Here is a 23478-nt window from a genome sequence, read left to right as displayed (position 1 = left end):
TGCAGATGCGCAAGTGGCTTGAGGCTCAGACTGAACCACAAATATGAACAACAATTCAATGAAAATCCTAACATGGCTCTTGGGGGGCGAGTGTCGACATACGATCCGACATGACATTGAGCTGACACCAAAATAAGCAAATACCCCGGCCATACGTCTGCAGATAGATATCTCTTCTTGGCGGGCGCGTCAGTCGTCTATGTCCCAATACCGGGTAAGCACCGTTCCGGGACCCGGCGGGCGTTGACACCATCAGGCTGAGGCGTTCGATATTCGGTCCAGACGGTGCAAAATGACGATTTGGTACGTCCCGCGCGGCTTCTAGGTCGCGGTATATGGCTGCGATGGGCGATCCATTGGCCATGAACATTCAAACCGACACCCACCGCAATCTTGCTGAGGCTTTGACCCCACTTTCGGCCGTCACGGTCTCAGAGGCTCAACCGAGTTTAGAGGAACGGCAAGAGCGCGGCCCCTCTTGGACACTTCGGATTTTCCTATTGCTCGGTCTGTTGGCAGCCGGCGGCGCGGTCTTGTGGCGCAGCGACCTGCCAACCTTGGCCGTGTTGCGCAATTGGGGGGAGGGGCTGTTGGACCCGGCCTCCCAATCAGTTGCAACAGATGTGCCGATCGCACCAACGCCTGTTTCAGATGCAACGACCCGCATCCAGCCCGCACCTGTGGCGATGCCGACGGCGGAAATAACCGGATCCGGATACGTACTTGTACAGGACTACGCATCGGTCTTTGCAAAATACGAGGGTACAATAACAGATCTTCTCGTCGCTTTGGGTGACCCGGTTACACGCGGACAACCGCTGGCCGCAGTCAGCGATCCGGGCGCGCAATATGCCCTGAAGTCGGCATTGATTGATCAGTCACTGGCGCAGCTGCGGCTGGAAACCAAACGCATCGAGGTGGATCAGTCCGAGCGCGATTTTGACCGGCTGACATCCCTCCTTGCCAAAGACGCTGTATCAGAACGCGTGACGCAGGACGCCGCCACAGCGTTAAGCCTCGCAAAAACCGCGTTGAGACAGGCAGAACAAGACATTCATCTGGCTGATCTCAAGGTCGAGATTGCGCAGGAACACGTGGATGAACTGACGATACGCGCGCCGGTTTCTGGGACCATTACCCAGCTTAACGCCCGTATCGGCAATAGCGTTCTGGCCCGTGTCGATACCATTCGCGACACCGACTACCTCATGGTGATCACCGACACCGCCTCCATGTATCTCGATGCCGAAGTCGCCGAGACCAATGTCTCGCGGCTGCGGGTCGGTCTGACGGGAGAGGCCGTGCTTGATGGTTTTCCTGACCAGCCATTTGAGGTTCGCGTTGTTGGCATTTCGCCCGTTGTCTCTGCTGAGAGAGGCACGATTTCGCTGCGCCTGGAACTGGACGAGCCACCTGACGGCATCCGCCCAAACATGGCCGCCCGCATTCGTATCACCCTGAGTGATACCTGATTATCCTCTCTTATAAGGAGTACCTTTATGTCCGCGTCCCAGAAAACACCCTTTATTCAGCTGGATGCTGTCTCAAAGGGATTTACCTTCAGCAAAGAGAAGATACAGATCTTTTCTGATCTTACCCTGGGCATCGACGCAGGTGAATTCGTGGCGGTGATGGGGCCATCAGGATCCGGTAAGTCGACAATGCTCAATCTTCTCAGCGGGATTGATGCCCCTGACACGGGAAGCGTACGGATTGGGAATTCAAAACTGGAGCAATTGGGCGAGGCTAAGAAATCCAACTGGCGCGCCCATAATGTTGGCATTGTCTTTCAGTTCTACAATTTGCTTCCGACGTTGAATGTGGCTGAGAACATTGAACTGCCGCTGTTGCTCAAGCCGATTGGCCGGGCCGAACGTCGGGCGCGGGTTGAGAAAATAATTGACCTCGTTGGTCTGTCCGGACGTGGCAAACAATTGCCGTCCAGCATGTCAGGTGGTCAGCAACAGCGTGTCGGCATTGCCCGCGCTATCGTCAGCGATCCGCCGCTTCTACTCTGCGACGAACCAACCGGCGATCTTGACCGGGCCTCGGCGGATGAGGTGCTGGAAGTTCTGGGGTTTCTCAATCGCGAATTGAAGAAAACCATCGTCATGGTCACTCATGATCCCGAAGCGGCGACCCATGCAAGCCGCACCCTGCATCTGAACAAGGGGCAGTTCGTCGAAAGACAAGAGGCTGCCGCATGACTTTTCTGACACTGGCGAGGCGCAATGCTTGGCGCAAACCGATGCGGACGCTGCTACTGATGTTCTGCATCGCGGTTGCCTTTCTTATCTACGGTCTGACGGCCAGCTTCCTGTCTGGCACGCAAGGATCGGCAGCGGCCAATGACGATGTGCTGGGCGTGATGAATAAATCAGGTCGGGGCCAGACCCTGCCAATTGCGCATCTGCGCCGGATCGCAGCGTTGGACGGCGTCGCTGAGGTCGCTTATATGTCCCGCCTGCGGGGGTTTAGTGAGGTCGAGCGCAATGTCGTGGTTGCCAATGCGGTGGCCGTAGATGATTTTGCTCGGATAAACGGTGACAGCCTCGCGCTGACCTCGGATCTTTTGGCCGCGCTCAAACAGGGCAGGGATCGCGTGCTGGTTGGCCGAGCCCTCGCAGATGCCCAAGGATGGCGCGCGGGACAGCGGATTGAGATCACCTCGTTCAACATTATGCAGCAGGGCGGAAACCGGAACTGGCGGTTCGAAGTCGGCGGTATTTTTGAAGGAAAAACGCCAAGCACCGATACATATTTCATGCTGGCGAACTATGACTACGTGAATGCACTGCGCAGCCGCGATGTGGATACAGTAGACGGATTTGTCGTCCAACCGGTGCCCGAAGTGGCGGCCAGCGCGCTGGCGTCTCAGATCGATGCATTGTTCGCCAATACGGGTACACCGACACGCACCCAATCGGAAAAACAATTCCTCGAAGCCTTCCTGCGCCAGTTCGCCGATGTGGAATTGATCGTCTCGCTGGTTGTAGGGGCGGCATTCGTGACCATCCTGATGATCGTCATCAACACAATGCTGTTCGCGGTCCGTGAACGGACATTCGAGATCGGCGTGCTCAAGACTTTGGGCTTCAATAACCGCTTTATCGTGGTTCTTATTCTTTGTGAAACCCTGCTTATTTTTCTGGTTGGCGGGGCGGTCGGGATTGCTCTGACCAAAGCCGCAACACAGCTCACAGGCCCTGCACTTGGTCTGGTTTTGACAGGCCCAGTCGTGATCAAATCTTTGGTAATCACAGTGTTGCTGGGCGTTCTGACCGGATGTCTGCCCGCAGCGCTCGCGATGCGCACAACCGTCTCCAACGCTTTCAGAACGAGATAAGCTATGTATTTGCATATGAAACAAATCATCGTGATGGTCTCTGCCAATCTTCGCAGTCTGCCCAAACGACTGTGGATTTCGATGTCCATGGTGCTTTCCGTGGCATTGGTGGTGGCGGTGTTGACTGGGTTCCTCGCCATGGCAAAGGGTTTTGAAACCGCGCTCGCCGGAAATGGTTCGGCTGGGATTGCGGTGATCCTTGGCGGTGGCACCAATCAGGAAACCAGCTCTGACATTCCATCCGGGGTGATCCGCAGCCTGCAAGCAACCTCAGCCGATCTTGGTCTTCAACGCGATGAAACCGGCGCCGTGATTTTCTCGCGCGAGATCGTCGTTCCGGTTGAAATCCAGTCGGCCGCCGATGGATCCCTTCAGACGTTGGCGCTGCGCGGTATGGACCTTGCGGGGATCACGCTGCGAGAGAATGCGGCTGTCGCTATTGGCCGCAACTTTGTTCCTGGCACACGGGAAATTGTTGTCGGCCGGGACCTTGCTGCGCGCGCGGGCGTCTTTGGGATCGGTCAGAGCGTTCGGTTGGGGGCCGTCGATTGGCAGGTTGTCGGCCATTTTGAAACCGGTGGCGGTGCAATGGAATCTGAAATCTGGGGTGGGCTAGAGGCCGTGCAATCTGCGTTTGATCAGATGGGGCAGGTGCAGATCCTGCGAACTGCCCTTGCAGGTCCCAATGGTTTGGAAACTTTGCAGTCTGCGTTGCCTGCTCTGTCGCAAACGCCGTTGGCGGCCGTGACCGAGGTGCAATTGCTGTCCGCACAATCGGCGCGAACCTCGACGCTGATCCGCATGTTCGGCTGGCCGCTGGCAATCCTGATGTCGATTGGGGCCACGGTTGGCGCGATCAACACGATGATGACCTCAGTCGCCAATCGGTCGATGGAGATCGCCACGGTGCGCACGCTCGGCTTTTCGCGTTTGTCCGCGTTTACCGGAACCTGGGTTGAGGCGGTGGTCCTATCTGCTTTCGGGGCCGTATTGGGCGCGGCGGTATCATGGCTGTTGTTCAACGGTTGGCAGGCCAGCACGGTTGGCCCAAATAATACAACCACTGCGTTTCAACTTGAGGTCACCATCAGCGTTCTTCGCGATGGGGCATTGCTGGGGATCGCCATCGGCATGATTGGTGGCGCCTTGCCAGCCCTTGCCGCGACACGGGTGAAACTGGCCACGGCCCTTCGTTCCGCAGGCTAACCTTTCGACATTCCTAACCTGACTGAGACTATGCCGACCCTTGCTATGCGGGGGTCGGTTTTTCGTTTTGAGGTTCCCGGATATTGCCGTTTCTGAGGGCTGGCTGATCACCGTCGCACTCCTTCCCCCACAATCACCGCTGGGGTGTAGCCGCTGCAGTGCCACATATCCTGCGATCCGTCGTGGAAACCGTCCGAGTAATAGGCCGTTGTTGGTGGATATTGGTTGGGTCTGGAACAGTTCGGCCAATGCAATACTGGCCGGATTTGCGAGTTCCACGGGGGCTGCAGTCGCACAACTGCGTTGTTAGATGATTCTCTTGAGACTGATTGCCGAATATCTGATCTGGCGATTCTCGGTCGAAACGCGGGTCTCGGTATTTATCCCATAAATGCACAACCTCAGATTGATTGAGGCCAGTATTAACTGCTCTGAAAAAAGTCGGTCCTTCACCAACGTCGCCATGGGGGACTTCAGATCGCACGCTTCAGCAGCGACTGCTGCTTTCAGGCTGTCGTAGGGGAAGGAAAAGGTTCGAATATACGTTTCAAAGGGTACACTATCGTGAAAAAGGTCGTTCCCAGGTTGCGCGGAATTCACAGAGTACAACGTGAAATCGCTGAGCAAATCCTGTTTTCGACAGGGCTGGTCAGCAAAAAGGACCCGCCATGCTGTCTCTCGACCACATTCATTTTGCACCTGACGAAATCACGCGTGTTCCGCTGTGCGATCTTGGACCCAGCCATGGGCTGAGTGCTGGCGCCTTGAAGATGTACCAACGCTTTTTCGAACTTGAGAGCGTCGGACTGCAGGAGGATGATCTGAACGGAATGCTGGGCGCAGCGCTTGATGGCGTGCTGGCAACCAACGCGCAGCTTGTAACGCAGAGCGGTACTCTCTTTTATTGCCGCACCCAGACCCATCATGGGTTTGCAGATCAGGACTGGCTCCGTTGCCTCGCCGATGATCACGGTCTTGCTGGTTGGGAGGTCAATTCGCTGACGATGACCAGCTGCGCTTCTGCGCTTGCGGCGATGCGGTTTATCCAGGCGATTGAGGATGATCACCCTGTCATTATCCTGACAGGTGAAAAGGCGTTTCATTATAATGTGGCGCGTTTGCCCGTGGGTCTATTGGCCGAGCTGCCGACGGCCGCGTTGTTCAACGCGGGTCCAGATAAACGATCCGGAAAATGGACTGTACTAAACACCAGCGTGCGGCACATGCCGCGTTTCTTTCAGAACCCTGATGCGATGGCGGCAGATGACCGGCGTGCGCTACAGGACGAGTATCTGAGCGGATTGATTGGCTTTGTCGAGGACAGCCTGAATAATTTCGGGGACGTCCTCAGCGATGATTTCCGGGTTTTGCCGCATAATCTCAACCTGCCGGTCACGCGCGCTCTGCTGCGCCATTTCGAATGGGAGCCGAGGTGCTTTCAGGGCGATATTCAACGCCTCGGTCACGGTTATTGCTCTGACATTTTTGTCAATCTGACCGACTACGAGATTTCACACCCCAACCAAATTTCCCCCGGCACCCAGGTGTTCGTACTGGCTGCGGGGACAGGCGTGACCTTTGCGACCTGTCTGCTGGAACGAACGGACTTCACTTAAAAGAGGTATGGAAAATTGACAGCGATGATTTTCAAGGCAATCGAAACTGCGCTCTCCGAGGTCACGGAACGCCAGGTTAGCGGTCTCACACCGGAGACTGAACTGGACAAGGCGTTCGATCTGGATTCCTACATGTTTGTTCAGTTTTTGCTGGCGCTTGAAGACCAGATCGACGGTTTGCAGTTTGACCCTGATGCCATAGGGCAGCAAGAGTTCAACCACGCAGCATCCCTGGTCAGCCACATCGAAGACCGTATTGGTGCGCGGCAGGTCGAACATGTTTGATCTGGACACATCAGACAGCTTGCCAACACTGATGGCTTTGGCGCGAAGGGCTGCGCCAAAGGAGGCGTTGGCAGAGCTGGGTCGGATGCTGTCGGGACAGCCAGCCTATCCGGCGTGTAATGGGATGGCGCTGCATGCGTCAGATTTTGGCACATCTGATGTTGCGATGATCCTCGACCTGAGTGATCTGGGCAATAGGCCGACGCTCACAGCGCGGATGGAGGAGGTCGGCCTCGCGGCCTTCGACCTTCAATTATCACAAAGCGATGCTGGTACACCCAAGGTTGCTGATGTCCAAAATCCAGCTTTCGTAGCCCTTCGGTTGGGTTGGCTGATGCGCAGTCTTGATCTCGCCTTCGGCCATCTGGAGGGGCGCGAGAGTTTTGGTATCAAGCTGTTACATCAGCCGCTGATTAAGGCGCAATTCTCTGAAATCAGCGCTGCGGTGGATCGTCTCATGGGAGAGATCCAACTGCCGGGCGCGCCGACAACAACGATGATGCTGTCCGCGCACCGCGACATCGGTGTTTTGTTTGGCAAGGCGGCCAAGCTGATGGGCGGACGCGGGCTGTTGGAGGGGCAATGCCACGGGCTGGAGTTCCTTGACGCGATCTTTTTCGCCCTGATCCGACCTGCATTTGACGGGGTTTCTGATGATCGGGAACGGGGCTGATCATGACGGGTACTAGTCACTATTTATTTGATTTTAATGGGATGAATTTGGTGTCCCAGGGCCGTGTCCAAACACCTCTATCCGGTCCCTCGCCATGTCAGATCTCGCTCGATCAGACGTGCAGGGGCCACGCCGCATCCAATCCCGCGGATCGCGCGTCTGCGCCGGGACTTGGCCCGAACAGCCGCGTGCCGCTGGTCTACCTGCACCGCGACTACCACACGGACGAGCGCTCGCCTAAATTGCTCGATATCCTGAATGACCTGCAGCACAGCGGTCCGGTGCATGCCCTGCGTATCAGCAGTGTGGCCACCGCCAGCTCAGCGCGCGGGTTTGTGCAGGCGCTGCTGGAACTGTTTCCCACCATCGTTGTGCTTGAAGACGTGGCACAAAGCCCAGAATTTTGGGACAGCCGGTTCTATGTGCTCTCAGCAGAGTGCTGCACCGATATGCCCATGACGGACCAATGCGCAGGCGCTGCGCCGCTGTCCGTCCGTTTTTCCGACCTTGGCGACCATTCCCCCTCAGTGCGGAGCTAGCACCATGCAACCAGCCATTTTTCCAGCCGGCGCGGATGACATCCTGCCACCACCGCGCCGTTCAGTCTGGTCGGTCTTGTCCGAAATCATCGTCATGGCCATTCCCTTTGCGACCGGGGCGATCATCGTGTCGGGGTTGCATCTGGGGAAGGTGGCGATCCTGGCTCGTGCGCCACAGGCAACGCCGCTTGAACTGCAATCCATGTTGCAGCCTGCGTTCCTGCTGGTGCTGGCCCTGATGGAAGGTCTGGCGATCTCCAATCAGGTTTTTAGCGCCCGGTCCAAAAACAACTGGCCGCGCTCTGCAATTCTCCCAGCATCCTGGCGGATGTCAGGCTACGCTTTGATTGGTCTGAGCCTTTTTGCGGCCATCGCCTACGCCGTCTCTCAATATGTTTCGATAGAGGACCCGCTGTTTCGCCAAACGCTCGACTATCTGCCGCTATATATCCTATCCCTTAGCGCGTTTGTCGTGTTTGACATTTTCTATGCTGCCATGCGTGGGCAGGGCAAACTGGCGCGCAGCCTGCTGCCGTTTCTTGGGCTTGCAGTGCTGGATCTGGCAACCACATACGTGCTGCTAACCGAATACAATATGGGGTTTGAGGCCGTTTTGATCGGTAATCTGGTCGGCCCGCTTGTGATGTTGCCGGTCATCGTTTTGCTGCTCAAACGTGAGGCCGGTCAGGCCATTACCCATCTCAAGGAACAGGTCAAAGCTCGCACGACGCAGTTGTTGATGTTTGTGGGCACCCCGATTGCGCTGACGATTTTGGTGGGCTCTCTCAGCGCTGCCGTGATCTTTCCGGTGCTGGCAGAGTTCGGCAGTGAATATGCCTCGGCCTTTCTTGTCGTGATGCGGTTCCGGGTGTCCTTTATGATACCGGCCATCGCCATTGGTTCCGTTATCGCGATCCTGGTGAACCAGTTGGCAGAAAACAGCACCCCGACGGCACGGCTGCAGTATCTGGGCATTGGTGTGCCCGTGATGCTGGGGTTTTACGGGTTGCTGACCGCGTTGCTGCCATTCTGGGGCGATGACATGATCCGGCTTCTTGTCTCGCCCAGCCAGAACACCAACGAATTGCGTGCGGCAACGGATCTGGTGATGCAGGGCCTGCAACTGACATTCTTCTTTGTGTCAGGGGCGGCGATGCTTCAGGTGGTGATGGAGCAGCTGGGGCGTGCAACGCAGGTCCTTATCATTGCCATCGTCACTGAAATCATCACCGGTGGCGTTGTGTTCTACGCTCAATACGTTGGCCATGATCTGAATATGGCGATCTGGCTGCTGTGCGTGGTCAGTGGTCTGACGTTCGCTTTGTTCCTGCTTCAGTTTGCTTTCCTCCTACGCCAACAGGGGCGCCGCGATGCTGTATGAACTCGCCTTGCCCGGTTTGCTTGCACAAGGCGGTTATCGCTGGCTCCGCGCAGTGCGGCGGTCTGCGCCGCAGGAACCAGCGTTGCGGTTGCGAACCGCGCGGTCCCGGCTGCGGCGGCTGGAGATAGACCTGCTGGATCGTCTGTCACCAACATTGGCGGCGCGGTTGTTATTACGGCGGTTTCATCAAAATCAATCAGAAACGCCGACACCGATCCCAACGAACCACGACCAGCAGTTGATCACCGCCAGCGATGCCTTTCACTGTGCAGGCATCTACGTTCGACAGTTTGGTCCCACAACCGGGCCACGTGTGCTGCTGGTTCACGGCTGGAACGCAGACGGACGCATGATGCTGCCACTGGCGCAGGATCTGGCCGATCGTGGTTTTCGCGTCGATGTGCCGGATCTGCCCGGCACCGGAAAATCGCGCGGCGCTGTGCGCAGCTTTGTGGCTGTCGCGCGGCGCCTTAAGAAAATAGGCCCGCAGGATCAGCCGTATGAGGTGCTGATTGGACATTCAGCTGGTGGTCTGATTGCGATGATCGCACTGGGGATGGGGCTCAAGGCGCGCCGATTGGTCACCCTTTCGACACCATCTTCACTGGACCGCCTCATGGAGCTCTACCTGCGCTTCACCGGACAGCCCGCCAAAACCGGCGCTGCCCTGATGCGCGGATATGCAAAAACCTGCGGCAGAGAGCTGGCAGAGATCGGACCGGTCGAATGCAGGAAAACAACCTTGCCGATGTTGGTGATCCACGCACAGCACGACTGGCAGGTGCCCCCAGCCGAGGCGCAGCGCATCTGTGCCGCACGCGACGGGCTCATGCCAATTTACTTGCGCAACTGCAATCACAGATCTGTGCTGCACCATCCAGAGCTGCTCGGCCTGATGGAGCGGTTCTGTCATGAAACGTCGAACGCGGGGAGCCGGTGATGCTGCATATCGTTGATTTTGAACTGGATTACCCTGAGCGGACGGAGTTCCTGGAAGAGATTTCCGAGGATCTTTCGTTAAGCCGGAACCAGCGGCGCATGTTTTCGCGCTTCTTTGGTTTTGAGGCGTTTCACTACGATGAACAGGCCCCATTGGCGCAGATGACTTCAGGTGCGGTGGACAGGCTGCTGGCGCGCAATCCACGCAGTGCCGCCGCACTTAGCCATGTATCCCATTGCCATACCCTGCCGGCAATCACCCAGTGCGATGGCGAAAGCTCTTCGATCCTTGCGCCATTTGCCGAACAGGGGCTGGAGGTGTTCAGCGCCACTATGAACCATTGTGCAACGGGATTGTCGATGTTGTCGGCAATGGATCAATTGCTGGGCGATGCAGATACCGGGCTTGTCCTGATCGCTGAAAAAGCTTTCCACCCTGATGTGCGGTTGATCAAGAACACCACGATTATGGGCGAATGCGCGGCGGCGGTTCTTGTGCGGCGCGAGGCCAGCCGCCTGCGGGTTGTCGACAGTCACACCCAGCACGAAACGCGGTTCTGGCAGAACACCGGACATCTTGATGAACCCTATCTTGAGGGGTTCGAAGACATGTATCTCGATTTTGCGTGCAACACCCTGACCAACGCGCTGAAGCGGTTCGGCCTTGGGATGGAGGATGTGCGTTTTATTCTGCCGCATAACGTCAACATGGCGTCCTGGATCATGATTGCTCAGATCCTTGGATTTGACCGCCACAAGGTCTGCCTCTCGACGATTGCGCGCTTTGGGCACTGCTTTGGTGCCGACCCGTTCATCAATCTGATGCAGCTCATCAAGGACGACCAGCTGGTAGCTGGCGACCGGCTGCTTCTGTTCAGCATCGGCCTGGGCGCTACGGCGACCTGCACATTGGTTCAGGTCAACTGACCCTTTTTTAATTCAGCGTACTGGAGAAGAAACATGACAGATCACCAATCGATTGTCCGCGACGCTCTGCAAGGAATTGGCCTTGGGCCGGAACGTGTTGAAGCCGCCTTGAATGGCAGCCCTATCTATGGGGTTTCGGGCCTCCTGAACTCGCTCGAACTGGTGCAGTTTGTGACCGCATTGGGGGAAGTCACCCGGATAGATCCGACCGAGTTTTTGTCGGTTGGCGAAAGCGGACTGAACACAGTGGTCTCGGGCATCTCGAGCCTCTGCGGGTTTCTTGAGGCACGTATGTGTCTGCCGGAAGGGGTGTAAGGGATGACTGATTTGTTCCCAAACACCGACCTGCGCCTGATCGACGAGATTGCGACAACCGCGGGGACGCCGTTCTACCTCTATGATGCCTCGGTGCTGCGGGGGCGATTGGATGCGCTGCGCGCAGCCCTCCCGCAGGTGGATTTCTTCTACTCGCTCAAGTCCAACCCGAACCTTTCGGTGACGCGGGTGTTGCATGGCCATGGGGCTGGCTGCGAAGTGTCCTCTCTGCTGGAGCTGGAAACGAGCCTTCAGGCCGGTGCCACCCCTCAACGCATCTTGATGGTGGGCCCCGGCAAATCCGAGACAGAGCTGACGCGCGCCATTGAATTGGGGATCAAGGCGATCGTGGTCGAGTCCGCCTACGAGCTGACTCAAATTGATGCCTTGGCGCGCCAGCTGGGTCGTGTCCAGAATATCGCGCTGAGGGTCAACCCAGACTTTCACGCAGGCGGTGCGAAGTTGAACATGAGCGGTCGCCCAACCCAATTTGGTATCGACCAATCCGGGCTGTCCGAAGTGCTGAAGCAGGCAGAGAGCTGCGCTCATCTGCGGCTGTGCGGTCTGCATGCCTATATGGGCACTCGTATCCTGACCCACGAAACTGTTGTCGCCAATGTGCGCAACATTCTCAACCTGGCGACTGAGGTCATATCAAGCCTCAAGGCCCCCCTCGATTTTGTCGACGTTGGTGGTGGATTTGGTATCCCCTATTACGACGGTGAGACAGAGCTGGATCTGAACGCTCTTGGTCAGGCGGTCACGCCACTTGTCCAGAGCTTTGGCGCCACACATCCAAAGACCCGTGTTGTGATAGAACTAGGGCGCTATTTCTCTGGTCCGTCCGGGCAGTTTGTGACCCGTGTACAGCAGACCAAGAGCAGCAAGGGCGAGCATTTTGCCGTCTGCGATGGTGGCTCCAACGTCCATGTCGCTGCGGCTGGTCAGGGCTTTCTGCGCAAGAATTTCCCAATCCGCTTGTTGCGTGACGGCAAGGCAGAGATCGACGACGAGGCGGCGCAGCCCTGGACCCTGACCGGCCCGCTGTGCACGCCGCAGGACGTGATCGGTAAATCTGTCCTGATGGCAACACCGCAGGTGGGCGATCTGATTTCCATCGGGCAATCCGGCGCTTATGGACCAACGGCTTCACCGGTCAATTTCCTCGGCTTCGGCGCCCCCGCAGAAGTCATGATCGACGGCACAGAGCTGCGGCTCGTTCGGTCCCGCGACACGGTAGAGGCGCGCCTGGCAGTGCAGCAGCCATCTGACCTGCGGCTGGCCGCCCACGCCAATCCCAGCACTGGCCACGCTCCCGCGGCGCTGGCCGATCTTTATTCCTCGGCACCCGGAAATGGGCTGGAGGGAACACCGTTTTCAGACCCCTGCCTGGAGCGACTGACCGGCTTGCAGACGCTATTTCGCGAAACCGGTGCCCGTCTGGACCGCGACCCCGAAAGCTGGACCGCACTGTGGGAGAACCCAACAGTGCGTGCGCTGACCACCATCGGTGTGCCTGAGAAATTCAACGGCTTCCCATTGCGTGACAGTGGCCTTGGCATTTCAGATTGCCCCTATGGTCTGCATGTCGCCATGGTCGAACGTCTGGCACGGTTTGACGCCAACTGCATATTGTCGCTACCGGGGCCATCGCTGTCCGGTGGCGCGGTGCTGGCAACAGGCACCGACGCACAGATTGCGCGGTTCTTTGACGGATACCGCTTTGGCCCGCAGGGGACATTCTTTGCGGTGACAGAACCGGATGCTGGATCCGATGCCTCTAACGGGCGCAGTACGCTGGGCCTGAAAGATGGAAAACTTGTCCTGAATGGTGTCAAAACATTGGTTGGCGGCATTGCCCGCGCCGAAATTGGCCTGTTCTTCGCGCATATCGAGGAAACCGGTCGCATGGGGCTGGTGATGATTGCACCATCTGATGCGCCCGACTGCGTGAAAATCGAACGGCTTGGCACCAATGGTCTGCGCGGGGCGGATCTCTGCCAGATGACCTTGACCGACTTCCCGGTGACGCAGGACATGATCCTTGGCAGCGGAGGACGATCGCTGCGGGATGGCTTTATGGCCATCAACGGTGTCTTTGAACGCAACCGCCCCATGGTTGCCGCGATGGCGCTGGGATCAGGGCGCGGCCTTATTGAGTTGATGTTGGAAGATCCGACACGGCTCCCGGCATATCAGGACTTGTTGGCCAGCCACACTGCGCTGTTGGTGCAACTGGTTAAGGTGATCCGTGCGCAGGAAAACCGCCGCCCCAAGGTTCAGGATATCAGCAAGGTCAAAATGCAGGCCGTGAGCTTTGTCGATCAGGTGGTGCGCCGGATCACGGATCAGGACCCGATGCGCTTTTTGCAGGATGCCGAACTGCGGCGGCGATGCCGGGACGTGAAGGCCTTTGAGTATATGGAGGGCACCAGCAACATCCATCTATTGAACGCCTACCGGTCTTATACCGCAGGGGTGGATCAATGACGTTGCGCATTGCGCCCGGTAGTCTGATCTGCCGAGAATTCGGCGGATTGGAAGCCGCAGATCCCAACTGGCTCAAGGAAGTGGACTATTGGGAGGACTACAACAGCCGGTTTTTCCGTGCCAATGGCAAGACCTACCAATCTGCTGACAGCAATGTGCAGACGTGGCTGACGGCGGATGACCGCGCACCCTACGCGGCCATGACGCGGGAACTGCTGGATGATCTGTCGTCCCGCATGGACCTGTCCGATATTGATCTGGTGCTGATGGCACATTGGTTGCCGGATATCCACCTGGGCACCTCGGTGACCAATTTCGCCCTGCATCACCTCGGGGTGAAGGATGGGTTCGGCTTTGCGATCTCTGATCGCGGGCGCACGGCACCGCTTTTTGCCATGCATTGTGCAGCCCGCTACCTCAGATCGGGACGGCGCAAGGCGCTGGTGTTGTCGATGGATCAGAAACATCTGCTTTATCGCTCGCCCGTTGTTGATGCGCTGGAGCCGGTCAACAGTGCCGCTGCCATGGTGCTGGAACGCGATATCCAAAGCGGGATGCAGTATTCAGGCTATCGGCGGTTGATGCTGAGCGACCAGGACGATCTGGCAACGGCTGTTACCAATCTTTGTGTTGAAATGGGGCAGACACCAGAAAACGTCTGCCTGATCGCAGCGCCGGATCTGTTGACCAGGGCCGCGCATGCAGGGCCGGTGGTTGCCCAATCCACACGGCTGCTGTGTGCTGCCCCATTTGGGGCGTTGCATGATGCACAAACCCAAGGGGGTAGTGGGGCATACTTGGTATTGAGCCAAGAGCGAAATGCGGTGTCAGCCATTATGCTCAGCGCTGATGAGATGAGACTGGCGGCATGAGACTGACGGCGCTGGCAACCTACATTCCCGAAGGGCGCATCGACGCGGAGGAGATCATTCGCGATGCGGGGGGCTCTCCTTCCGAAGCGCGGGTGTTCGAGCGGTTGTTTGGCTTGGCGCAAGTGTCGAGCTGCTCGACCAAAGAAACACGTTATGATCAGTTCGCGCGTATTCTTGAAGAGTTGCAGGCCCAGAGTGGCGATGCGCCGCTGCCAGATACGCTGATTCATGTTCGGGGCCTGCCAATGCGCGACGGCCCATCTGGTGCCGTCCTGCCACGTTTGCGTCAGGAGTTTGGCTTTCTGGCAGAAGTTCAGCAGAAATTTGATCTGGACCAAACCAATTGTGCAGGGCTGATCTGGGCGCTCGAACTGGCACGTACCTTGATTAGGGCAGGCCGTGCACGGGTTGTCGCAGTGGTGGCGGGTGATGGTCACGAACGGCTCCGCCTGGCAGACCGCTATGTTCCGGGTAGCACACTTATGGGCGATGCGTTCTGTGGTCTCTTGCTTATGCGAGAGACCGATGTGGCTGCCGATGTCGGGTTGCACATTGGTGACATCTCGCTGACGTGTCATCCTAGATTTTCCTTTGGTTACAAGGGGACCACAGCGCAAATGGGTACATTTTATGCCGCCCATGGCCAGATTGTCAGCAAGACGCTTCAGGATCTGGAGTTCGACTGGGACTGCGGCCCGACGCTTCTCCCCCACAACGTAAACAGATTGGCCTGGCACAGTTTTTGTGCCGAAACGGGCCTTGCGACTGATCGCATCCGCCTGGGACTGCTGCCGGACATCGGGCATTGCTACACCGTGGATCCCTTTCTGCTTCTAAAACAGGAGCTGGAAGACCGGATCTGTAGTCGCGACAGCGGCCCATTCACGCCGATGACGCTGCTCTCCGTTGGCATGGGTGGCTATGCCGCCGGATGTCAGATCAGTGCGGCTGGCGCAGCGGTTTCCTCTTCCCATTCCACATATTTTCAAAGGAGCGGCACACATGCTCTCTAAGCATAATCTCCTGACAAATTTTCTTGAGCAAGCAGCGTCTGATTATCCGCACTCGACCGCAGCGGAAGACAGCACCAGACAACTGACATTTTCCGAAATGCGCGACCGCGCCCAGCGCGTGGCGCAACTGCTGAAACAACAGGGCGTTGCGCGCGGCGATCATGTGGTTCTCTGCATGAGCAATTCTGTCGGTTTCTGTGTGGCCTTCTGGGCCACGCTCTACGCTGGTGCCGCTGTAGTTCCGCTCAATACGGACACAAAGGCCGCCAAACTCGCCTTTGTCCTTGGCGATTGTGCGGCAACAGCGGTGATCCACGATGACGACCAGTCCGCAAAGATCACCCAATCCCTGCAAGATGCAGGTTCCGATGCTGCCATGATCAGTTTCGGCGCCGAGACTGCATTCTCTGCCGCGCTGGATGGTGCGGGCGACATGCCTCAACAGGCCCCTGCAACAGTGTTGGACCAGGATCTGGCCGCCATCATCTACACCTCCGGGTCCACCGGAAACCCCAAGGGCGTGATGCTGTCGCATCTCAATATGACCAGTGCTGCCCGTTCGGTGGCTGAGTATCTTGGTTATCAGGCCACGGATCGCATCTTTTGCGCCATCCCGATGACCTTTGATTACGGGCTGCATCAGCTGACCATGGCGACGCTCACAGGTGCCTGCCTGCTGGTAGAGCCCTCCTTTGCACGGCCGCTCTTTGCGCTCCAACGCCTGGCCAAAAGTGGCGCAACCGTATTCCCGGTGGTGCCGACAATGGTGCCCCTGATTGCGCCACTTGCGGCGCGGTATGATTTCTCTGCTGTTCGCAGCATCTCCAGCACGGCAGCGGCCCTCCATGCGCCGTTCATCGACCAGCTTGAGGTGATTTTTCCAAATGCCACGGTGTTCTCCATGTATGGCCTCACCGAATGCCACCGCTGCACCTACCTTAACCCCGCGGAACTGACGCGTCGCCGAACCAGCGTGGGCAAGGCCATCCCGAACACCGAACTTTGGGTCGTGGACGCTGATGGGAACTCGCATCGGCGCAATGCCACCGGAGAATTGGTTATTCGCGGCGCGACCGTGATGAAGGGCTATCTCAATAACCCTGAAAAGACGGCCGAAAAGCTGCGTCCGGGACCGATCCCGGGCGAGCAGGTGCTCTATACCGGTGATACCTGCCGGCTGGATGAGGACGGCTTTGTCTACTTTATCAGCCGCTCAGACGACATCCTCAAAGTCGCCGGCGAAAAGGTCGCCCCCAGCGAGGTCGAAACCGCTCTTATCGCCCATCCTGATGTCAACGAAGTTTGTGCGCTGGGCGTAGATCACCCGGTCTATGGCCAACAATGTTGCGCTGTTGTGAGCGGGCCGGATGCGTCCTCGCCTGACAGTGCGCGTGCTTTGAAAACATGGTGCGCTGACCGGTTGGAGGCGCATGTGGTGCCCGCGCGCATTCTGGTCGTCGAGGCATTGGCCCGCAACGGCAATGGCAAGATCGATCGCCATCTGCTGCGTGAATGGCTGGATGCGGGCACCTCGTCCGGAAACCAATCTGATGCCGTCAGCCGGTCCCACGCTGATCCTGTCCCATCCTGACCCAGTTCAGTCCTGACCCTTTACCGAGGTACAACTATGCAAAATATCGAACAGATCATCACCGATGCGCTTATCGAGCTTCTGGATATGCCTGACAACAGCCAGATCACGGCCCAAAGCCGTCTGCAAGAGGATCTCGGTGTCGACAGTGGTTTGCTGCTGGAGCTGTTTATGGCAGTCGAAGAAAGCCTGCCGCAGGCGGTTCTGGATCCGGCGATCATGAAGCCAGAGGATATCACCACGGTCGGCAGCTTTGTCGGAATGGTTCGCGACAGCATGGTCGAAGAGGCACCGGCATGACGTGTTCCGCTGTCGCGACATCTGACAGCACAGAGGCGCACGCACGGCTGCGAGAGATCTTTGCCGCCTTTGAGGGGGACAGCCGACCGGCCTATTGTGTCGCCGGGGCCGAGTTGAGCTTTGCGGCTCTCTTTGATCACGCCCGCGCCCTTGGTCAGCGGTTACATGAACAGACCAGCGGTGGCCGTCACAAGCCGGTTCTGATTCATGGCCACAAGGATATTCGCTATCCCATAGCCTACTGGGCCTGCCTGCTGGCCGGGCGCACCCTGATCCCGGTTGAGCCGGAAACGCCTGCGTCGCGCATTAAGCAGATTGCCGAAACCTGTGGAGCCTCCACACTGCTAATCGCAGCGCCTGGCGGGACCGATCTGTCGGGGGTTCTGTCGTCAACCTCACTTGCAATGGTGCCGGTGCCGGATCCACTTGGCCCAATCCCTGAGGGGCTGCGGGCCGCATCACAGACCGATGTCGTCAAGGACCAGGATCTGGCCTACTTGATGTTCTCTTCCGGCACGTTGGGGCAGCCCAAAGGCATCGGCATCACCTATGCCAATCTTGTGGACTTTATCGACTGGCTAGATGTGCTCTACCCAGAAAATGCCGAGATGACTGGTGTCTCTGGCGTGATCCGCCATTGCTTTGATGTGTCCTTGTTTGAGCTGTGGATGTCGTGGACACGTCGCCTCCCTCTGGTTGCGTTGGATCATGCGGATTTTGCCAATTCGACGGCTTATATCAACCGTTTGGCAGAGCAGGGCACCAGCCTTTGGGTCTCAACCCCGTCTATTACGCGCCTGTTTCTCACAAACCGCCGGTTCAACGCCGGTCAGCTGCCAAAACTACGTAACTTTGTGTTCTGCGGCGAGGTTCTGACCAAGAAAATTGTCACTGCGCTGTTTGAGCGGTTTCCCGGATGCCGGATTACCAACACCTATGGCCCGACCGAATGTACGGTTGCCGTCACATCTGTGGATATCACCGAGCAGCATTTGCAAGCCGATCAGGATCTGCCCATTGGTGCTGCCCGGCCGGGAACCGGATTGGAGGTTGCGGCATTGGCTGACGACCTTCCGGGAGGTGAACTTCTGATCCGGGGCGCCAGTGTTGGCGCAGGTTATGTCGGTTTGCCGGAAAAAACCAAAGCGGCCTTTCCCGAAGCCGGACTTTACCGAACCGGGGACCGTGCATGTCTGGCCAAGGACGGACTGTGGTACTTCGCAGGGCGTATCGACCGAGAGGTCAAAATCCAAGGCGTCCGCATCAACCTCAATGATGTGGAAACCCATCTGCGCAATCTGCCAGGGGTGGAGGATGCCGTGGTCGAACCGCAGATGCTGCGCGGCGTGCCACACGCTTTGTCGGCCTATGTGCTGGGGGTGCGTGCGCTTGCGGATCTACAGCACCTGCCGGCGACCCTTGCGGCGGAATTACCGCCCTATTTGGTGCCGCGATATTGGTATGCGGATTTCCCCGCGGGCCTGAACCAGAATTCCAAATTTGATCGTGCAAGACTGGCAAACGCGGCAGCAGATGCCCGCCTGCGCCATATCCATATGCCATCTAGCGTTGCCAAAATCGCACAGGAGGAACCCGCATGACCCGTAAGGAGATTCCGATCTTCGATGCCAATTCAACCATGTTTCAGAACATTGGTTTGTTGAAAGTGGCAGAAACCGCGACCCGGCAGCATGGCGATATCGTGGCCATTCGTGTCAGCGACACCCGTGATCTCTATATCGCGGGCAGCCCTGAGTGTTTTCACTACTGGCGCGGCCACCAGGGGCATTTTCAGACCGACCTTGGTGATATTGCCAGCAATCAGGCCATCACACGCATGTTGCTGGGCGATGAGCTGCAGGATCCCCGCTGGAGCGATGTGTGGGTGCTTACGGCCAACCGCATGTCGGCGATTGCGCGGGACTTTGATGGCTGGCTAGAAACCGCCCTTGCAGACGCGACCCGCACATTGATCACCGAACTGCCGCAGGATGGTACCGCGGCGGATCTACGCGATATCTGTCGTGACTGGTCTATCCGCGCGGTGTGCCCAGCCATTTTCGGCGCTGATCTGGATGTGGCTGAGATCGCGCAGGGGGTTGCCGATGTCGAAGGCTTCTATTTCGCCATGAGCACAAAGGACACCGCCGAGACCGCCGACCATGAAAATCTGCCCGAGTTTAAGGCCGCACGCGGCTTTCTGGACAAGGCCATCACAACCGCTTTGGACAACAGCACACCGTCTGATCCTAATCTAATCGCCCAGATCGCAACGGTCATTCCGCAGGACGTGTCCGAGGCAGATCGGCTCAATCTGTTGCGGCCAACCGTGGGCCATGTGATCACCGAAAAGCTGAACATTGGCGGTTTGAGCCTGTTGTGGACCTTGGTGCAACTTGCCCAGGATCCACAGCTGGCCGCAGACATCAGTGCGGAATGTCACGGCAATGATCCATTGACGATGCGGGATGCCGACAGCCCTCTGGCGCTGTCCACGGTAAAGGAAGGGCTGAGATTGTTCCCGGAGTTGCCGTTTATTTACCGTATCACCAGCGAAGAGGTCCCCATTGGCGACTATGTGATCCCCTCCGGGGCGACGGTTGTCTTCGCGCCATGGCTGGTGCACCGCGACCCGCGGTTCTGGGAGTCCCCTAAACGTTTTCAAGGGGATCGCTTCCTTGATGAAGCACAGCACCGTGCCCACTACTATCCCTTCGGCGTTGGCGCCCGCATTCGCTCGCGTGCCAATTTCATGCTGCATCAGCTGACCTTGGCCGCGCGATCCATCTGCGCGGTGCACAGTCTGGCACTCTCGCCCGATTGTCCCCGTGGCAACATTCGCCCGCTGCTGCGCTCGGCGCTTATTCCGCGCGGTGCCGTTCCGGTGGTCTTTGCTCCGCGTGACGCATCAGCAATGGCTGCGGACGATCAATCACTCGCTGATGCCGCTCAATGATGCCTGCCCAACCGGATCAATCACGAAAAGGAAGATCGCAGATGTTTGAGACATTTATTGCAGACCTCCGTGAAACCCTGCTCTCGCAACCGGACCGTCCTGCATTGATCACCTCTGAGGAGGTGATCAGTTTTGGCAGCTTGGCTGGCCGGGTTGAAGGCATCCTGCGCGCGCTCGACGATATGCCGCCGGGGCTCAGCCTGATTGTCGGCCATAAGGAACCGGATTGCATTGCCGCGATGATTGCCTGCGCCATTGCTGGGCGCGCTTTTGCCTTTGCCGACCGCTCCACGCCGATGGACCGTTTGGAGCAGATCGCCAGCACCGCCGGGGCCAGTCATATTTTGGCCTTTGGCCAGGAAACCCTGCCAGGTGGTTTGCCGGTCCAGACGTTAAAGGAACTGCCGACACGCACGCCTCAGCTGGAATTGAAAACCGCGCTCTCTGAGGAGGGAACCTTCTATGTGATTTTCACCTCCGGCAGTACCGGCACGCCAAAGGGGGTGCCGATTTCACGGGGCAACTATATGGCGCTGCACCGTTGGTATACGCCGCTACTGGGGGCTGTCAGGCCAGAGGGCGCGCATGTGAACCATGCCAGCATGGCCTTTGACATGGGCATGTTTGATCTCTGGCCAACCCTGTCTCTTGGGCGTCCTGTGCATTTGCTCAACCATGCAAACAACATTATGCCCCGCAACAACATCCGTCATCTGACCCGCGTTGATATGGCATCTCCGGCGTCTTGGGCGTCGACTCCTTCGCTGTTGCAATTGATGTGCACGGACCCGCAGTTCACCGCTGAAAACCTGCCGGATCTGCGCTTTTTCGTGGTCGGCGGTGAGATGTTGCCGGGTGCGCTGGTTCAGGAACTACAGACCCGCTTTCCGCAGGCTCAGGTACTGAATGGCTATGGCCCGTCCGAGGCCACTTGTGCGACCCATCTCTACCCGATCAGCGTCGCAGATGCTGCTGCAGATGGCCCGATGAAAATCGGCTGCGCGGTTGGGGAAAATCGGATGCAGATCATCGACGCAGACGGTGAAGATGTTCCCGCAGGGGAGGAAGGCGAGCTGGTCTTGTCCGGCCCGCAGGTTATCAGCCACTATTTGCCGCAGGATCATCCCGCCAATGCAGCGCTTAGCCAAGAAAGCGGCATCAATACTTATCGCACAGGTGATCTCGCCCGTCTTGATGTGGATGGAAATCTGATCTTGTTGGGCCGGATCGACCGGCAGGTCAAACTTCTGGGCAACCGGATAGAATTGAACGAAATCGAGCGTATCGCCGAAGGCTACTCAGCTGTACGCAAAGCTGTCTGCCTGCCGCAAAAAGACGCCGCCGGCCGCGTCACCGGGTTGCAGCTCTTTGTAGAGCCTCTGGCCGGGGCCACCTGTGAACGGGATGGCTTGTTTGCCCATATGGGCAAACATCTCTCTGCGCAGGTGCTACCGCGTGATCTGCGGATTGTGTCGGCTTTTCCAGTGACCAGCAATGGCAAGCTGGACACGCGCATCCTGCTTGAGGGCGGATCGGATCTGCCGACAGCACTGCCCCCCTCGCGCGCCATCGTGGCATCTGACACTGGTTTGATGGCGGAGTCTGTGAAATGAGCCTGTTCGCTGACGCACATAGTCCCCGCTGGCCGGATCAAACAGCCGCGGTCATTGGATCCGGGTTTGCCGGCATGGTGGCCGCCGCCGTTCTGGCGCGGGTTTTTGGCACCGTCTGGTTGATTGATCGCGAAGACCATCCAGATGTGCCTGCCTTGCGCAAAACCGTTCCGCAGGCGGCCCATGTGCATGCGTTGCTGCAATCAGGTCAGAATGTGCTGGAACAGGTGTTTCCCGGCTTTGAACGCAAGGCCATCGCCCAGGGAAGCCTGCCGCTCAAGGTTCGGAGCGGCTGGCGCAGCTTCAGTGCAGGGCGCTGGTTGCCGCCGGTCGAAACGGGGGTACAGGTTTTGTCGCAAACCCGTCCGGCACTTGATCATCTGATCAGACAGCAGATTGCCGACATTGCGGGCATACGTCCGCTGTTGGGACGTGTTACGGGCTTACTGGCGGATGACGCGGGCGCGATCTCTGGTCTGCGCTTGCTGCAAGACGGTGCCGAGCGTGAACTTACCGTTGATCTGGTGGTGGATGCTGCGGGCCGGGCAGAGCAGGGCGCAGGCTGGCTTGCGGCACTTGGCCATACCGCACCACCGGTTGAAACCGGATACCCAGAGGTCCGCTATGTCTCTGGCCTGTTCTCCCGCCAGCTTGGCGCTGGTGAGGATCTGGCTGGATGGCTCAACTTTGCCTCGGCGCCGATGACACGCGGCGCGGTTCTGGCGCCAGTAGAAGGGGGGCGCTGGATGGCCACGGCGACCTGCCGCTTTGACACGCAGGCCCCCGCAACCCCGGCAGAGTTGCGGGCGTTTCTTGAGGCGCTGCCAGACGACAAGATCAGCAGCCTGGTTAGGGACGAGACACTGGTGAGCGAGCTGAAAAGCTATCGCATCGCCTCTGTACGCTTCAACCGCTTTGATCAGGCCACACAGCCTCTACCGCTGGGCTATCTGCCCATTGGGGACCGGATTGCCACTTTTAACCCGCTCTATGGTCAAGGCATGTCGGTGGCGGCGCTTCAGTGTCAGGCGCTTGCGGATGCCTTGGGGCAGGTGACGACTGCTGATCCATCTTCCGACTGGCGTGCGGCTCTTGCTGCACCATACCTTGCCAATGCTGCGGTGCCCGCCGAAGCTGCGTGGCTGATCGGTCAGGCAAGCGATATGGATTATCCGGCCTACAGGGGTCAGCATTCAGCGGCAGCAGTGGCTCTGAACAAGGATCTGCGCCGCGCCTTTGCGACCTCAATCGGCCGGGCCGACAGGATGAGCCGCATTGATCAGGTGCTGCATCTGCTTGAACCCCTCTCGCATTTGTCGTCGCTGGTCCACCGCCGCACTGGCTCGGGTGATCCGCGTCAGGATCCGGCCTTGGCACAGGCGCGCGAAATCTCCCCCGCTTTGAATTGATGAAAGG

21 protein-coding genes are annotated in these 23478 nt (G+C 58.1%); all 21 read left to right on the top strand.

Annotation, left to right across the window (positions count from 1 at the left end; genetic code table 11):
- Positions 1-362: 362 nt before the first annotated feature.
- The 21 genes from INHI_RS0109050 (at position 363) to INHI_RS0108945 (ending at position 23471) form a co-directional block, all read left to right on the top strand.
- The gene (locus INHI_RS0109050; RefSeq protein WP_254656866.1) at positions 363-1472 is read left to right on the top strand and encodes an efflux RND transporter periplasmic adaptor subunit; all 1110 of its coding nucleotides are present in this window, start codon (positions 363-365) and stop codon (positions 1470-1472) included.
- Positions 1473-1499: 27 nt separating this feature from the next.
- Positions 1500-2207 (top strand): ABC transporter ATP-binding protein, encoded by a 708-nt coding sequence (locus tag INHI_RS0109045; RefSeq protein ID WP_014874477.1) that lies wholly within the window; start codon positions 1500-1502, stop codon positions 2205-2207.
- The gene (locus tag INHI_RS0109040; RefSeq protein ID WP_027247448.1) at positions 2204-3346 is read left to right on the top strand and encodes an ABC transporter permease; all 1143 of its coding nucleotides are present in this window, start codon (positions 2204-2206) and stop codon (positions 3344-3346) included. The genes INHI_RS0109045 and INHI_RS0109040 overlap by 4 nt, the downstream gene beginning before the upstream one ends.
- 15 nt (positions 3347-3361) lie before the next feature.
- Complete coding sequence (locus INHI_RS0109035; protein ID WP_254656865.1) at positions 3362-4552, top strand: ABC transporter permease; 1191 nt, start codon at positions 3362-3364, stop codon at positions 4550-4552.
- A 668-nt stretch (positions 4553-5220) separates the two neighbouring features.
- Complete coding sequence (locus INHI_RS0109025; protein ID WP_027247445.1) at positions 5221-6168, top strand: 3-oxoacyl-[acyl-carrier-protein] synthase III C-terminal domain-containing protein; 948 nt, start codon at positions 5221-5223, stop codon at positions 6166-6168.
- A 24-nt stretch (positions 6169-6192) separates the two neighbouring features.
- Positions 6193-6453, top strand: coding sequence for a phosphopantetheine-binding protein (locus tag INHI_RS0109020; protein WP_014879848.1), 261 nt, complete (start codon positions 6193-6195; stop codon positions 6451-6453).
- Positions 6446-7126, top strand: a complete 681-nt coding sequence (locus INHI_RS0109015; RefSeq protein ID WP_027247443.1) for a hypothetical protein — start codon at positions 6446-6448, stop codon at positions 7124-7126. The genes INHI_RS0109020 and INHI_RS0109015 overlap by 8 nt, the downstream gene beginning before the upstream one ends.
- A 188-nt stretch (positions 7127-7314) precedes the next feature.
- Complete coding sequence (locus INHI_RS0109010; protein WP_247655860.1) at positions 7315-7665, top strand: hypothetical protein; 351 nt, start codon at positions 7315-7317, stop codon at positions 7663-7665.
- A gap of 4 nt (positions 7666-7669) precedes the next feature.
- Entirely contained in the window at positions 7670-9046 is a 1377-nt protein-coding gene (locus INHI_RS0109005; protein WP_027247441.1) for an MATE family efflux transporter, read from the top strand.
- Positions 9036-9986: an alpha/beta hydrolase gene (locus INHI_RS0109000; protein ID WP_027247440.1), complete on the top strand. Its 951-nt coding sequence runs from the start codon at positions 9036-9038 to the stop codon at positions 9984-9986. Before INHI_RS0109005 ends, INHI_RS0109000 begins: the two co-directional genes overlap by 11 nt.
- A complete protein-coding gene (locus tag INHI_RS0108995) occupies positions 9986-10912 on the top strand; it encodes a 3-oxoacyl-[acyl-carrier-protein] synthase III C-terminal domain-containing protein (RefSeq protein ID WP_027247439.1) in 927 nt (308 codons plus the stop codon). Before INHI_RS0109000 ends, INHI_RS0108995 begins: the two co-directional genes overlap by 1 nt.
- Positions 10913-10945: 33 nt before the next feature.
- Complete coding sequence (locus INHI_RS0108990) at positions 10946-11227, top strand: hypothetical protein (protein WP_027247438.1); 282 nt, start codon at positions 10946-10948, stop codon at positions 11225-11227.
- Between the two features lie 3 nt (positions 11228-11230).
- The gene (locus tag INHI_RS0108985) at positions 11231-13717 is read left to right on the top strand and encodes an acyl-CoA dehydrogenase family protein (protein ID WP_027247437.1); all 2487 of its coding nucleotides are present in this window, start codon (positions 11231-11233) and stop codon (positions 13715-13717) included.
- Positions 13714-14589 carry a beta-ketoacyl-[acyl-carrier-protein] synthase family protein gene (locus INHI_RS0108980; RefSeq protein ID WP_027247436.1) on the top strand — a complete coding sequence of 292 codons (876 nt, stop codon included), beginning with the start codon at positions 13714-13716 and terminating at the stop codon, positions 14587-14589. The genes INHI_RS0108985 and INHI_RS0108980 overlap by 4 nt, the downstream gene beginning before the upstream one ends.
- Positions 14586-15602, top strand: coding sequence for a beta-ketoacyl-[acyl-carrier-protein] synthase family protein (locus INHI_RS0108975; protein WP_027247435.1), 1017 nt, complete (start codon positions 14586-14588; stop codon positions 15600-15602). Before INHI_RS0108980 ends, INHI_RS0108975 begins: the two co-directional genes overlap by 4 nt.
- Positions 15592-17193: a class I adenylate-forming enzyme family protein gene (locus tag INHI_RS0108970; protein WP_027247434.1), complete on the top strand. Its 1602-nt coding sequence runs from the start codon at positions 15592-15594 to the stop codon at positions 17191-17193. The genes INHI_RS0108975 and INHI_RS0108970 overlap by 11 nt, the downstream gene beginning before the upstream one ends.
- A 36-nt stretch (positions 17194-17229) precedes the next feature.
- Positions 17230-17493 (top strand): acyl carrier protein, encoded by a 264-nt coding sequence (locus tag INHI_RS0108965; RefSeq protein ID WP_027247433.1) that lies wholly within the window; start codon positions 17230-17232, stop codon positions 17491-17493.
- Positions 17490-19094, top strand: coding sequence for an AMP-binding protein (locus INHI_RS0108960; RefSeq protein WP_027247432.1), 1605 nt, complete (start codon positions 17490-17492; stop codon positions 19092-19094). The genes INHI_RS0108965 and INHI_RS0108960 overlap by 4 nt, the downstream gene beginning before the upstream one ends.
- Entirely contained in the window at positions 19091-20449 is a 1359-nt protein-coding gene (locus INHI_RS0108955) for a cytochrome P450 (protein WP_027247431.1), read from the top strand. Before INHI_RS0108960 ends, INHI_RS0108955 begins: the two co-directional genes overlap by 4 nt.
- A gap of 41 nt (positions 20450-20490) precedes the next feature.
- The gene (locus INHI_RS0108950) at positions 20491-22062 is read left to right on the top strand and encodes an AMP-binding protein (protein WP_027247430.1); all 1572 of its coding nucleotides are present in this window, start codon (positions 20491-20493) and stop codon (positions 22060-22062) included.
- Entirely contained in the window at positions 22059-23471 is a 1413-nt protein-coding gene (locus tag INHI_RS0108945; protein ID WP_027247429.1) for an NAD(P)/FAD-dependent oxidoreductase, read from the top strand. Before INHI_RS0108950 ends, INHI_RS0108945 begins: the two co-directional genes overlap by 4 nt.
- Positions 23472-23478: the final 7 nt, after the last annotated feature.

It is taken from the genome of Phaeobacter inhibens DSM 16374, assembly GCF_000473105.1.
GTDB classification, from domain to species: Bacteria; Pseudomonadota; Alphaproteobacteria; order Rhodobacterales; family Rhodobacteraceae; genus Phaeobacter; species Phaeobacter inhibens.
This window is presented reverse-complemented; position numbering and strand designations above follow the sequence as displayed.

What these genes read in the sequence shown, in the direction of transcription:
- INHI_RS0108995 (WP_027247439.1), top strand. Translation starts at nt 9,986, where the DNA reads ATGCTGCATATCGTTGATTTTGAACTGGATTACCCTGAGCGGACGGAG.
- INHI_RS0108985 (WP_027247437.1), top strand. Translation starts at nt 11,231, where the DNA reads ATGACTGATTTGTTCCCAAACACCGACCTGCGCCTGATCGACGAGATT.
- INHI_RS0108965 (WP_027247433.1), top strand. Translation starts at nt 17,230, where the DNA reads ATGCAAAATATCGAACAGATCATCACCGATGCGCTTATCGAGCTTCTG.
- INHI_RS0109040 (WP_027247448.1), top strand. Translation starts at nt 2,204, where the DNA reads ATGACTTTTCTGACACTGGCGAGGCGCAATGCTTGGCGCAAACCGATG.
- INHI_RS0108970 (WP_027247434.1), top strand. Translation starts at nt 15,592, where the DNA reads ATGCTCTCTAAGCATAATCTCCTGACAAATTTTCTTGAGCAAGCAGCG.
- INHI_RS0108960 (WP_027247432.1), top strand. Translation starts at nt 17,490, where the DNA reads ATGACGTGTTCCGCTGTCGCGACATCTGACAGCACAGAGGCGCACGCA.
- INHI_RS0109025 (WP_027247445.1), top strand. Translation starts at nt 5,221, where the DNA reads ATGCTGTCTCTCGACCACATTCATTTTGCACCTGACGAAATCACGCGT.
- INHI_RS0109035 (WP_254656865.1), top strand. Translation starts at nt 3,362, where the DNA reads ATGAAACAAATCATCGTGATGGTCTCTGCCAATCTTCGCAGTCTGCCC.
- INHI_RS0109050 (WP_254656866.1), top strand. Translation starts at nt 363, where the DNA reads ATGAACATTCAAACCGACACCCACCGCAATCTTGCTGAGGCTTTGACC.
- INHI_RS0108955 (WP_027247431.1), top strand. Translation starts at nt 19,091, where the DNA reads ATGACCCGTAAGGAGATTCCGATCTTCGATGCCAATTCAACCATGTTT.
- INHI_RS0108975 (WP_027247435.1), top strand. Translation starts at nt 14,586, where the DNA reads ATGAGACTGACGGCGCTGGCAACCTACATTCCCGAAGGGCGCATCGAC.
- INHI_RS0109020 (WP_014879848.1), top strand. Translation starts at nt 6,193, where the DNA reads ATGATTTTCAAGGCAATCGAAACTGCGCTCTCCGAGGTCACGGAACGC.
- INHI_RS0109045 (WP_014874477.1), top strand. Translation starts at nt 1,500, where the DNA reads ATGTCCGCGTCCCAGAAAACACCCTTTATTCAGCTGGATGCTGTCTCA.
- INHI_RS0109015 (WP_027247443.1), top strand. Translation starts at nt 6,446, where the DNA reads ATGTTTGATCTGGACACATCAGACAGCTTGCCAACACTGATGGCTTTG.
- INHI_RS0108990 (WP_027247438.1), top strand. Translation starts at nt 10,946, where the DNA reads ATGACAGATCACCAATCGATTGTCCGCGACGCTCTGCAAGGAATTGGC.
- INHI_RS0108980 (WP_027247436.1), top strand. Translation starts at nt 13,714, where the DNA reads ATGACGTTGCGCATTGCGCCCGGTAGTCTGATCTGCCGAGAATTCGGC.
- INHI_RS0109005 (WP_027247441.1), top strand. Translation starts at nt 7,670, where the DNA reads ATGCAACCAGCCATTTTTCCAGCCGGCGCGGATGACATCCTGCCACCA.
- INHI_RS0108950 (WP_027247430.1), top strand. Translation starts at nt 20,491, where the DNA reads ATGTTTGAGACATTTATTGCAGACCTCCGTGAAACCCTGCTCTCGCAA.
- INHI_RS0108945 (WP_027247429.1), top strand. Translation starts at nt 22,059, where the DNA reads ATGAGCCTGTTCGCTGACGCACATAGTCCCCGCTGGCCGGATCAAACA.
- INHI_RS0109000 (WP_027247440.1), top strand. Translation starts at nt 9,036, where the DNA reads ATGCTGTATGAACTCGCCTTGCCCGGTTTGCTTGCACAAGGCGGTTAT.